The 12190-nt window shown below is 66.9% G+C and carries 9 protein-coding genes and 1 pseudogene; 7 read left to right on the top strand and 3 right to left on the bottom strand.

Annotation, left to right across the window (positions count from 1 at the left end; all coding sequences use genetic code 11):
• A pseudogene (locus VN779_RS02970) lies at nucleotides 1-588 on the top strand (hypothetical protein); the annotation flags it as partial.
• Between the two features lie 57 nt (nucleotides 589-645).
• Here the strand turns inward: VN779_RS02970 and VN779_RS02965 are convergent.
• Complete coding sequence (locus VN779_RS02965; protein ID WP_325719859.1) at nucleotides 646-1338, bottom strand: helix-turn-helix domain-containing protein; 693 nt, start codon at nucleotides 1336-1338, stop codon at nucleotides 646-648.
• A gap of 69 nt (nucleotides 1339-1407) precedes the next feature.
• On the opposite strand from VN779_RS02965, the gene VN779_RS02960 reads away from it, so the two are divergent.
• Nucleotides 1408-2625, top strand: a complete 1218-nt coding sequence (locus VN779_RS02960) for an acyl-CoA dehydrogenase family protein (protein WP_325719857.1) — start codon at nucleotides 1408-1410, stop codon at nucleotides 2623-2625.
• Between the two features lie 65 nt (nucleotides 2626-2690).
• Here VN779_RS02960 and VN779_RS02955 read toward each other — a convergent pair whose 3' ends face one another.
• On the bottom strand, nucleotides 2691-4028 hold the full coding sequence (locus VN779_RS02955) for a PHB depolymerase family esterase (RefSeq protein WP_325719855.1): 1338 nt from the start codon (nucleotides 4026-4028) through the stop codon (nucleotides 2691-2693).
• A 544-nt stretch (nucleotides 4029-4572) separates the two neighbouring features.
• Between VN779_RS02955 and VN779_RS02950 the strand changes: the two genes are divergently transcribed.
• The gene (locus VN779_RS02950; RefSeq protein ID WP_325719853.1) at nucleotides 4573-6036 is read left to right on the top strand and encodes a non-reducing end alpha-L-arabinofuranosidase family hydrolase; all 1464 of its coding nucleotides are present in this window, start codon (nucleotides 4573-4575) and stop codon (nucleotides 6034-6036) included.
• Between the two features lie 37 nt (nucleotides 6037-6073).
• A complete protein-coding gene (locus tag VN779_RS02945; protein WP_325719851.1) occupies nucleotides 6074-7195 on the top strand; it encodes a cellulose binding domain-containing protein in 1122 nt (373 codons plus the stop codon).
• Between the two features lie 675 nt (nucleotides 7196-7870).
• Here VN779_RS02945 and VN779_RS02940 read toward each other — a convergent pair.
• The gene (locus VN779_RS02940) at nucleotides 7871-8896 is read right to left on the bottom strand and encodes a LacI family DNA-binding transcriptional regulator (RefSeq protein ID WP_325719849.1); all 1026 of its coding nucleotides are present in this window, start codon (nucleotides 8894-8896) and stop codon (nucleotides 7871-7873) included.
• A 249-nt stretch (nucleotides 8897-9145) separates the two neighbouring features.
• Between VN779_RS02940 and VN779_RS02935 the strand changes: the two genes are divergently transcribed.
• The 3 genes from VN779_RS02935 to VN779_RS02925 form a co-directional block, all read left to right on the top strand.
• On the top strand, nucleotides 9146-10405 hold the full coding sequence (locus VN779_RS02935; protein WP_325719847.1) for an amino acid ABC transporter substrate-binding protein: 1260 nt from the start codon (nucleotides 9146-9148) through the stop codon (nucleotides 10403-10405).
• Between the two features lie 10 nt (nucleotides 10406-10415).
• Complete coding sequence (locus VN779_RS02930) at nucleotides 10416-11294, top strand: branched-chain amino acid ABC transporter permease (RefSeq protein ID WP_325719845.1); 879 nt, start codon at nucleotides 10416-10418, stop codon at nucleotides 11292-11294.
• Nucleotides 11291-12190: branched-chain amino acid ABC transporter permease (locus tag VN779_RS02925; RefSeq protein ID WP_325719843.1), on the top strand; the 900-nt coding region annotated here is incomplete at its 3' end. The genes VN779_RS02930 and VN779_RS02925, both read left to right, overlap by 4 nt.

Here is a 12190-nt window from a genome sequence, read left to right as displayed (position 1 = left end):
ACCGTGCCGCCGGGCGGAATGCCCACGCGCATCACCATCACCCAGTCCGCGATCACGGCGGTGGGGCACACGCGGGCCGCTTCCGCGCCGACCTCGTCCGCGGCGCCCGGGGCCGACGCGACGGGCAGCGGCGGGGCCGGGCCTTCGAGCGGCACGTCGACCGGGCCGGAAACCACGCCCGGCAACGGATCGCCAACCGGCTCTACCCCCGCGACGCCCGGCTTCGTACCGTCCGCCAGTCCGGAGACTGCGCCGAGTGCGACGCCCGTCGCGCCGAGGGGCGGGCTGCCGGTCAGCGACCCGATCGGCTACCTGGAACAGCTGCGCGCGATGATCCAGCTCATGGCGTCGGAAGGCCCCACCGTCGTCGACGCCAACGCGGCGGGCGATCTGGAGAATCTGGTGCTGGACTTGGAGAACGGGGTCGACTCATACGAGCAGAACGGCGGCCAAGGGCTGCTGCAGATGATCAAGGATAAGATCTCGAACTTCGACGCGCGGCTGGCCGAGGACCAGAGTCGAGGCCTGATAGCCGCGGGCGCGGCCGGTCAGCTCGCGGCTTTTCTGCAGAAGCTCTCCCCGGCGTGACCGCGGCCCGCGCCGGCTACTTACTCTTCCGTTAAATAAGCGGCGGCTGACGGTCGATCAGTGTGGCGCTGGCGCGGCCGGAACGTCGGTGGCCGGCGCGGTGAATCGCTCGCCGAGAGCCGTGCGCTCCATGCCGAGCCACATGAGGTTCATCAGCCGCCGCGCCGTGGTCTGCGGCGCCTCGCTCGGGTTGGTCACCGCCCAGTCGGCCATCGCGTCCGCGGCGCCGACCAGCGCGCGGGCGACGGCGGTGGCCTCGCGGCGCATCGTGGAGTAGCCGGGAGCGTCGACTTCCGGGGTGCGCGTGCGCATGGCTTGCAGGACCAGATCCGCCACGGTGGCGACGATCTCTCCGCGCACCCGGGCCAACTGCTCGGCGACCGAGTCGTTGTGCGAGCGCGCCTGCTGGTAGAGCACCGACCAGCTGGCCCGGCGCTCGGCGACAAAGGTGAAGAACGCGGTCAGCCCGCGCCACAGCCGCTCAGCCTCGTCGGCGGCCGGGGCCCTGGTGGCCGCGCCGAGCGCGTCGACGAGCCGGTCGGTCTCCCGCGCCACGCAGGCGCGGAAGGTCTCCTCCTTCGAGCCCAGATAAAGGTAGAGCAGCGGCTTGGACACCCGTGCGCGCTCGGCGATCTGCTCCATGGAGGCGGCGTGGAAGCCGTAGTCGGAGAAGACCTCGACCGCGGCGTCGAGCATCTGCTGCTCGCGCACCTCGCGGGGGAGACGCCTGCGCTCGGTCGAGGGGGCCACCTTGTGAGCGTACCTTACTCGGCCGTAAACTTACCCGACCGTTAAATAACTTCGTTCGCGAGGAGCGTCATGACCTTCGACCTGGGCCTGAGTGAGGAGCAGACCGAGGTGCGCGACTGGGCGCACGGCTTCGCGGCTGACGTGATGCGTCCGGCCGCCGCCGAGTGGGACGAACGGGAAGAGACGCCCTGGCCGATCATCCAGGAGGCCGCGAAGATCGGCCTGTACGGGTTCGAATCCCTCGCCAACCTCTACGAGGACCCCACCGGCCTGTCCATTCCGCTGCTGAACGAGGAGCTGTTCTGGGGAGATGCCGGCATCGGCATGGCGATCCTGGGCACCACCCTTGCGGTGGCCGCCATCTTCGCCACCGGCACCCAGGACCAGATCATCGAGTGGATCCCGCGCTGCTTCGGCGACCAGCAGGATCCGAAGCTCGGCGCGTTCTGCGTGTCCGAGCCGGAAGCCGGCTCAGATGTCGCCTCGATGCGCACCCGCGCCCGTTTCGACGAGGCGGCGGGGGAGTGGGTGCTCAGCGGCCAGAAGGCCTGGATCACCAACGGCGGGATCGCGAACGTGCACGTCGTGGTCGCCTCGGTCGAGCCGGAACTCGGGTCGCGCGGGCAGGCCGCGTTCATCGTGCCGCCGGAGGCGAAGGGCAAGACCCTGCACTCCCCGCGCAAGATCAAGAAGCTGGGCCTGCGCGCCTCGCACACCGCCGACGTGTTCCTGGACGAGGTTCGCGTCCCGGCTGACTTCGTGCTCGGTGGGAAGGAGAAGCTGGACGCGCGCCTGGCTCGCGCCCGCGAAGGCGCCCGCTCCAACAGCCAGGCCGCGATGGCCACCTTCGAGCTAAGCCGCCCGACCGTCGGCGCGCAGGCCCTCGGTATCGCCCGCGCCGCCTACGAATACGCCCTCGAATACGCCAACGGCCGCCGCCAGTTCGGCCGTCCGATCGCGCAGAACCAGGCGATCGCCTTCGCGCTCGCGGACATGCGCACCGAGATCGACTGTGCCAGGCTGCTGATTTGGCGCGCGGCCTGGATGGGCCGCACCGGGCAGCCCTTCGGCGCCGGCGAGGGCTCGATGTCGAAGCTCAAGGCGGGCGAGGTCGCGGTCGCGGTCACCGAGAAGGCGGTGCAGATCCTCGGCGGCGCAGGCTACAGCCGGGAGCACCCGGTCGAGCGCTGGTACCGCGACAGCAAGATCTACACCATTTTCGAAGGCACCAGCGAGATCCAGCGACTGGTCATCTCCCGCGCGATCACGGGCCAGCCCGTGACGTGACCACTGTTCTTCTCGTTCCCGCCCGCGCGGCGTTGCGCGGACGGGAGAGAACTTCGTGTTCTGCGTCAGCTGCTGGTGCAGGGGCTTCCGTTGAGGGAGAAGCCGGTAGGCGCGGCAGCGTTGCCGGTGTGGTTGGCCTGGTAACCGAAACTGGTGCTGCCACCCGGCGGGATGGCGGCGTTGTAGCTCACGTTCGTCGCGGAGACGGCGCCGCTGGACGGGCTGATGGTCGCGTTCCACGCGTTGGTGACCGTCTGACCGCCGACCAGCGTGAAGCTGAGCTTCCACCCGTTGATCGCGCTGCTGCCCGTGTTCGTGACGGTCACATTGTTCGTCAGACCGGTGTTCCAGGCACTGACCTGGTTGGTCACCTTGCACGCACCCGACGACCCGGTGCTCGACGCCGACGGTGATGCCGATGCCGAAGGCGAAGGTGAGGAGGAGGCGCTGGGCGAGGGGCTGCCGGTGCTGCCGCTACCGTCGAGACCGAAGAAGTGGACGGCAACCGCGGCCATACCGCTCTGCGGCAAGGCATGGCCGACCCCGGCGATGCTGTAGGCGTCGACCGCCGGGTTATTGGCGTCGCCGTACGTCGTGTGCGTCCAGTTGCCGTTGATCACGCTGCTGGACGTCGGTGTCTGGCTCACGCCGAGCACGTTTGTCCACTGCTTGATCTCCTCGCCGAAGTTGTTGTAGCTCAGCGTCGTGTCGGTGGTGCCGTGCCATAGCTGCATGCGCGGGCGCGGTCCGGTGTATCCCGGATAGGCGCCGCGCACGTAGTCGCCCCAGACCTGCGCAGTGTTGCTGACCTGACCTTGTGCGCAAGCGGAATTCCAGCCGCGCACGGTGCCCGTGTAGAAGCAGTGGAAGGGCACGCCCATGAACGCGGCCCCCGCCTTGAACACGTCCGGGTAGTCGCCGAGCATGACGTTGGTCATCATGCCGCCGGATGAGTTGCCGGTGACGTAGATGCGGCTGGTGTCGATGTTGTTGTGCGCCTCGGCATATTGGACCATCGAGATGACGCCGGCCGGGTCGCTGTTGCCGTTGTGGGTCAGCGCGCCGTCAGAGGCCACGTCCCAACAGTCGTTGCTGGGGTTGTTGACCTGCGGGTAGATCTCCATGAACCCGTAGCGGTCGGCCAGCGAGGCGAACTCGGTGCCGCTGAACTCCGCCTGCGCCGAGCCACCGCAATAGTGCAGCACAACCAGCAGCGGAGGGTGGGCGCTCACATTGGCCGGGATGTACTCGTACATCGACAGGCCGGTCGGATTGTTCCCGAAGTTGCTGATCTGCACCAGCGAGGCCGCCGACGCGCTCGGCGCGAGCGCCACCAAGGTGCTCAGGGCGGTCGCCGTTGCGGTAGCTAGCGTGGCGGTCAGCGCCGCGCGAGTTCGTTTCATCGCAGTCCTCTTCTCCGTGCCCGCGTGACTGATGACTGAGCGGTGCCCGGCTCGCCGCGCGACGGTAGTTGGGGATCCCAGCACGGTCAACGAACCGCGCCATGGTGCAGAAAAAACCGGTTAAGCGCACCGAAACTTGCATACCGGACGCCCGTCCGCCGTGACCTGCCGCAGACCGCATTTTGAGCGCCCAAGGCACCTGCGCGAGTCGGTGGTAACCACGTCCACACGCCGGCAGGCGGCAAGCCGTGCGACAGAAACTTTCGCAGGGTGCGCACAAGATTCGGACCGGTTCGACCACGGCGATCCAAGAGTTCGACTACACGAGCAGCCACGTCAGAAGGTGAACGCGGCTTTCTCAGAAGCCGCGATGCCACCGCTGAACGGCCTTCACGCGCCCGGAGCGGTACTTGCCCGTCCATCCCGTCGACTCCACACTGCGCCTGTCACCGACGGTCCTCTCGGGCTGGATCGCGGAGGTGAATGTGAGCGCTATCAAGGAGTCTGAGATGTGTCTCCCTCGAACGCGGCGCGGAGGTACGCGATGAGGCTTAACCATCGGTCGACTTGGGCGGTCGGCACGGCGGCGCTCGCGCTGACCGGCGCTGGGCTCGCCGTGGCGAGTTCGGCGCAGGCGGCCGCGGGCTGTCAGGTCACTTACACGGTCAGCAGCCAGTGGCAGGGCGGCTTCGGTGCCAACGTGAGCATCACGAACCTCGGCAGCCCGATCACCTCCTGGAGGCTGGCCTGGTCGTTCACCGCCGGGCAGAGCATCACGCAGCTGTGGAACGGCAGCTATAGCCAGTCTGGCGGCAACGTCACCGTCAGCAACCTGTCTTACAACGGCTCGATCGCGACCGGGGGCAGCACAGCGTTCGGCTTCAACGGATCGTGGACCGGCAGCAACCCGATCCCGGCCGGTTTCACGCTCAACGGCACCGCCTGCACCGGCGCGGTCAGCAGCGGATCGCCGACGCCGTCCGCCTCCGCCTCCTCTTCACCGTCCCCCTCGGCCTCACCGAGCGGCAGCAGCGGCGGCGGCAGCTTGCCGAGCAGCTTCAAGTGGAGCAGCAGCGGCATCCTGATCAGCCCGATCTCCAACGCGAGCCACAACCTGGTGGCGGTCAAGGACCCGTCAGTCGTCAACTACAACGGCAAATGGTACGTGCTGATGTCGACCACGAACTCGGCCGGCAGCTACGGAATGGCGCAGATCAGCTTCACCGACTGGTCGCAGGCCGCCTCCGCGCAGCCGTACTACCTGGACAACACCCCGATCGGCGGCGGCTACAAGACCGCGCCGATGGTGTTCTACTTCGCGCCGCAGAAGCTGTGGTACTTGACCTTCCAGACCGGCGGCAACATCGCCTACTCGACGAACCCTGACATCTCGAACCCGGCCGGCTGGAGCGCGCCGAAGAACTTCTACTCCAGCGAGCCCTCGATCATCCAGCAGAACATCGGCAGCGGCTACTGGGTCGACTCCTGGGTGATCTGCGACTCAGCGAACTGCTATCTGTTCTCGATGGACGACAACGGCCATCTGTACCGGTCGACGACGTCGATGTCGCAGTTCCCGAACGGGTTCGACAGCAGCACCGTGATCGCGGCCTCGGACTCGAACAACCGTAATTTCTTCGAGGCCGACAACGTCTACAAGGTCGCCGGTACGAATCAGTACCTGCTGATCGTCGAGGCCTTCGGCCCGGATGGGCACCGCCAGTTCCACTCCTTCACCGCCACCAGCTTGACTGGCACGTGGAGCCCGTTGGCCGCTACCGGCAGCAACCCGTTTGCCGGGGACGAGAACGTCACCTACTCCGGTAGTCCGTGGAGCCAGGACATCAGCAGCGGCGAGGCGATCCGCACCAACTACGACCAGACCGACCAGATCAGCCCCTGCCACCTGCAGTACCTCTATCAGGGCGTCGCTCCTGGCTCGACGCAGAGCTACAACCTGCTGCCTTGGCGGATCGGCCTGCTGACGCAGACTAACTCAACCTGCTGACGAATTGATGGATCGCAAGCAACGGGAAGGATCGGGCATGCGCAAGAGCAGAACCTGGCTGGCCGCCTCACTGGCTCCGGCGCTCGCGGTCGGGGTGCTGACCGCCGGCGCCGCGCTGAAGGCGAATGTGGCGCTCGCTGAGTCCAACGGCGGCGTGAAGGTCATGCCGCTGGGCGACTCCATCACGGACGGGCTGACGGTGCCCGGCGGGTACCGCATCGGGCTGTGGCAGCGCTTCACCGCGAACGGTTACAAGGTCGACTTCGTCGGGTCGCTGTCCAACGGCCCGGCCAGCCTGGGCGACCACGATCACGAAGGACATTCCGGCTGGCGCATCGACCAGATCGACGCGAACATCGTCAGCTGGCTCAATACCTACCAGCCGCACACGGTACTGCTGCACATCGGCACCAACGACATCAGCCAGAACTACGACCTGCCGAACGCTCCGAACCGGCTGTCCGCGCTGATCGACCACATCACCAATACCCTGCCGAGCGCCGAGGTGTTCGTCGCGCAGATCATCCCGCTCAGCTACGACGCCACCCAGTTGCGCGCGTTCAACGCGGCGATCCCCGGCATCGTGCAGAGCAAGGTGGCCGCGGGCAAGCACGTGCACCTGGTCGACATGTACGACGCGTTGACCACGGCCGATCTGGTTGACGGGGTGCACCCGAACGCTGCCGGCTACGACAAGATGGCGGCCGTCTGGTACCAAGCCCTGCTGTCGGTACCCGGCAGCATCGGTAGCCCCGGCCAGCCGAGCGGTAGCCCGACACCATCGCATTCGCCTTCTGCGTCGCCGTCGCCCTCGCCGTCGGCATCTGCGACCGGTTCCTCAGGCGCGTGCAAGGTATCTGATGCTGTCAGCGCGTGGAACACGGGGCTGACCGAGAACATCACCGTCACCAACACCAGCGCGGCGGCGGTCAACGGTTGGAAGCTCAGCTTCACGCTGCCCGGCGGCCAGACGGTGACTAATGCCTGGAATGCGACGATCAGCCCGTCCAGTGGTGCGGTCACCGCGACGAACGTGAGCTACAACGCCGCGATCCCGCCGGGCGGCAACACGAGCTTCGGCTTCCAGGCGAACCACACCGGCAACGCCGCGGCACCCACTGGCTTCGCCCTCAACGGCGTGGCCTGCAGCACGTCGTAAGCAGGCGTACCGCACGCCGCTCGTTCACGGCCCACAGGCGGGTCCGTGAACGAGCGGCGCCCGCCATCCCGCTTCTCCCATGCAAAACCCCGCGATGACACCTCCGCTACGCGGCTTGAGTGCAGCGGCGAGTTTCGTTTACGGCGGTTCTCGAGCACAGACGCTCTTGCGCGCTGTGAGTCTCGCGATAGCTTCGCCGACGGTGGATGACGGTAACGCGGGACACGCGTGCACGGATTTTCAGAAAGGCGGGTACTAGCGAACCTGCCGGTTCTCCGTCTTACAGCGCATAGCTTTCCGCGGTGGTGACGTGCCGGTGCCCGGTCGGTGCGCTCCACAGCGCCTCACCCTCGCTCCGGTGCAGGGTTTCGGGGTTGTATGGCGGGTGTTTTCGGTGTTTCACCCGTTTGCGCGTGACCGAGTGAAAAACCTGTGCACGCGTGTCCCGCGCTACCGTCATCCACCGTCGGCGAAGCTATCGCGAGACTCACAGCGCACAAGAGCGTCTGTGCTCGAGAACCGCCGTAAACGAGACTCGCCACTGCACTCAAGCCGCGTAGCGGAGATGTCATCGCGGGGTTTTGCATGGGAAAAGCGGGACGGCGGGCGGCGGTTGGTTGGGTGGGGAAAGCGGGTTTTCCCGTTGAACGGGACAGGTTGACCGCGACGTTCGGGTTACTGCGGCGGCGGGGCGGTTGAGCCTCGCGTGATCAGCGCGGGTGGAAGGGAGAGTCGCTTGACCAGGTGCGGGCCCGGGCGGGTGAGCTGGTCGAGCAGCAGGCGACCGGCCTCAGCACCGAGGTCATAGTGCGGCACGCGGACCGTCGTCAGGGGCGGGTCGAACTTGTCCGCGAACGGCATGTCATTGAACCCCGTGACGGAAACCTGGTCCGGGCAGCGCAGGCCGCGCTCACGCAGCACGTCGCAGGCGCCGAGCGCGAGAAGGTCGTTCGCCGCGACGATCGCGGTGAGGTCCGGCGCCTGATCCAGTAGGGTTCGCGTCCCGGACGCTCCTGAGGCTTCGCTGTACGCGTCACAGACCACGATGTGCTCCGGGGGCAGGCGCAGATGATGCGAGCGCAGCGTCTCAGTGAACGAGTTCGCCCGGATGGAGCCGGTGTACAGGTCCTGCGGGCCGGCCAGGTGTCCGATACGGCGATGCCCGGTTTGGATCAGATGCTCCGTCGCCAGCGCGATGCCGAGCCGGTCGTCGGCGGTCACCGCGCAGAAGTCGGTGCGGTCAGTGCCGCGGTAGACCAGCACCACTTTGAGCCCGTGGCGCGCCGCCTCGTCCAGCAGCGGATGGTTGCGGCGGGCCGTGGCGACGATGAAGCCGTCCACTCGCCGAGTGACTAAGGACTCGAATAAGGCTCGCTCGCGCTGCTCGTCGTTGTCCGTGTTGGCCAGCAGTGCGGTATAGCCCTCGTGCGCGAGTACGTCTTCGATGCCGCGCACGATCGGCGGGAACAGCGGGTTCATCAGGTCCGGGATGATCACGCCGACCGTGCCCGAGCGACTGGTGCGCAGCCCGCGGGCGATCGCGTTCGGGACGTAGCCCAACTCGCGGGCGGCGGCCAACACCCGCTCGGCGGTCGCACGGTTCACCAGGTGACGACTCGCCGGGTTCAAAGCGCGCGAGGCGGTCGCCTGGTGGACGCCGGCGCGCTGCGCGACATCGGAGAGCGTGGAGGCTCGGGGCACGCGCCGAGTGTAGCTCCGGGTGATCCCACAATCGATTGCAAACTTAAGCCACGCGTGTCGCGAGCCGTGGGGGCGCGAAGGCGCAGGCGGGGGCGCCGAGGGGAAAACGACGGCGAGTAGGCATTGACAGCGTGGCTGCCTGGGCGGATATTGCAGCGCAATCGACGGCTTCGACCATCGCGCACTGCGTCCGTCAGTCCCCACCTCCTTTCCGCACTGGGCCAGGTAGTCCCGAGGAGGACCGAGCACATGCTTGACTGCAATCGTATGCAGCGCTTCGCGCTACGTCGCCGCGCGGCGGCAATCGCACTGGTAGTGGTCACGAGCACGCTGACCGCGGCGGCCTGCGGGAGTTCGCATGGCAATACTGCGAAGGGCCCGACGACACTGACCATTGGCATCTCGCTCTCGCTGACCGGGGACTTCGCGGACCCGGGCAAGGCCGCAGAGCGCGGTTACCAGCTCTGGGCCAAAACCGTGAACGCGAAGGGCGGGGTGCTCGGGCGCACGGTGACGCTCAAGATCGTGGACGACGCCTCAAGTCCGAACCAGGCCGTGAGCAACTATCAGAACTTGATCAACCGCGATCACGTGGACCTGGTGTTCGGCCCCTTCTCCTCGCTGCTGACCATCCCGTCCTCGGCGGTGGTCAACCGGTATCACTATGCGTTCATTGAGCCGGCCGGCGGCGGGCCCGCGGTCTTCGCGCAACACCTGCACAACCTCTTCTTCGTGCAGCCGGCGGCTACGGTGCAGGGCGGGATGGTGTTCGCGGACTACATCCTGTCGCTGCCGGCGGATCAGCGTCCGAAGACAGCGGCGTACCCGTCCCTTGACGATCCCTTCGCCTCGCCGATCGCGGACGCGGTGCGCCAGCGCTTCGAGGCGGCGGGAATTAGGACTGTGTATAAGTCGATCTACCCTGCGGAAACCACCGACCTGAGCCCGATCATCGCCAAGGTGGCCGCGGCCAAACCGGATGTGGTGGTGGCCGGTACGCAATCCGAGGACGCTTACGCCGACGTCAGGGCCATGATCCAGCTCAAGTGGGCGCCCAAGTGGTTGTTCCTGTCCAACGGCGCCAACTCGCCGGTCGACTTCCCCAACGCCGTGGGTCTGGCGAACACCGAGGGCATCTTCTCTTCAGGGGACTGGTTCGCCGGCAGCACGGCTTCGGGTAGCGCCGCCTTCATCGCCGCGTACACCAAGGCGTACGGCGGCACCGCTGATCAGATCGACAGCACGTCGGCGGAGGCGTACTCCTGCGGAATGCTGCTCGAAGAGGTGGCCGCCAAGACCAAGAAGGTCGACAACGCGACCATCATCAGCACCCTGCATTCGGGAACCTGGCCGACCCTGGAGGGCAACCTGTCCTGGGATTCTTCGGGCACACCGCAGGGCTCGTATCTGTTGGAGCAGTGGATCGGCGGCAAGCTGCTCGCTGTCTACCCGGCCAACCGGGCCGAGCACCCCCCGGTCACCGAACCGCTTGCCTGGGCCGGAAAGTAGGCCGGCCACCGTGCACACCGTCATCCAGGCGCTGATTCTGGGCGTGTTGACCGGGGGCGTCTACGCCCTCATGGCCAGCGGCCAGACGATCATCTTCGGCGTCATGAAGGTGGTGAACCTCGCGCAGGGCGCGCTGGTGATCGCCGGGGCGTACCTGAGCTACTCGCTGTTCACCTCCTTCGGCCTTGACCCTTTCCTCTCGATCCTGATCACCACCCCGGCGCTGTTCGGCGTCGGGGCCGGGCTCCAGTGGCTGTTCCTACGACCGCTGCGCGAGGAGGACAGGGCGGAGCTTTCGCTCCTGGTCACCTTTGCGGTCGCGCTCGGTATCGAGGGCGTGCTCAGCGTCACCTACAAAACGACGTACCGCACGATCCAGGCCAGCTACGCCGATCGCTCGTTCAGCGTTGGGGGCTATCAGATCTCCGCGGTGCGGCTGTACGCGTTCTTGCTGTCCGCGGCGCTGCTCGGCGTGTTGTACCTCGTGCTGGAGCGCACGAAGTTCGGCCGCGCGATCCGGGCCACTGTGCAGAACCCTGAGTCGGCTCGGCTGCTCGGGGTGAATGCGCGAGTCGTGGCGGCGGCGGGCTTCGGGATCGGGGCGGCGACCGCCGCGGCGGCTGGCGCGGTATACGGACTCTTGTACTCCTTCAACTCGGGTAGCCACTACGACCTGATCTCCCGGTTACTCTCGATAGTCGTGCTCGGCGGTCTCGGCAGCATCGGCGGCTCGATCGTCGGCGCGCTGGTCATGGGCGTGGTCGCGTCGCTCGTCGCCGCGCTCGGCCCGCCAATCTGGTCGGACTTCAGCTTTTTCATCGTGCTGCTCGCGGTGCTGCTGCTGCGTCCGCGCGGGCTGTTCGGTGCGAGCCTGCGGGGCGCGCTGTGAGCCGCGCGGGCGTGCTTCGAGCCCTGATCTTCTTTGGCCTGCTCACCGCGTTGCCGTTTGCCGTGACCGAGCACTGGATCGTCAATCTTGGCGTGTTCACGCTGATCTACGCGGGCTTGGCCAGCGCGTGGAACTTGGTCGGCGGGCTCGCTGGTTATCCATCGCTCGGGCACGCCGCGTTCTTCGGCGCCGGGGCGTACGCCGAGGCGATCTACTTCCAGCACCGGGGTGTCGGGGCGAATGGGCTCCTGCCCTTCCTGGCGCTGCCGGTCGTCGGAGCAGGTGTCGCAGTGCTCGGACTCGCGGTCGGCTGGATCGCGATGCGCACGCGCAGCGACGTGTTCGCGATCGTCACCATCACGCTGCTCTTCGTCGTGCAGACCCTGGCGTTCAACCTGAACTCGCTCACCGGCGGCTCGCAGGGGATCGGTATGCCGGGAGCACCATTCGACGTCGACAGCTACGAGCGCCCGTTCTACCTGGTATTGGTGCTGTTGCTCGCCCTCTCCATGGGGATCACCTGGGCTGCGCTGCACAGCGGGGCCGGCCTTTCGTTGCAAGCCGTGGCCGCCGACGAGGAGCGCGCCCGAGGAATCGGCGTGCATGTTACGGGCGTGAAGCTGCTCGCCTTCGCGGTGTCCGTGGGTATCGCGGGAATGATCGGCGCCGTCTGGGCTTACTACGTCACCTTCATCTATCCGCAGTTCGCGGTCGACCCGCTGATCACGATCGGCATGGTGCTGATGGCGTACCTCGGCGGCCGCGGCACGTTGTGGGGTCCGGTGCTCGGTGCGTTCATTCTGGTGCCTGCGCAGCAATACCTTGCGTATCAGTACGGCGCGACGCAGCTTTACCTGATCGCGTACGCGGCGGTGTTTCTGCTCATCATGCTGCTA

It is taken from the genome of Actinocrinis sp., from assembly GCF_035605935.1.
Lineage (GTDB): Bacteria > Actinomycetota > Actinomycetes > Streptomycetales > Catenulisporaceae > Actinocrinis.
The sequence above is the reverse complement of the archived record's forward strand: the minus strand, read 5'-3'. Positions and strand labels throughout refer to the sequence as shown.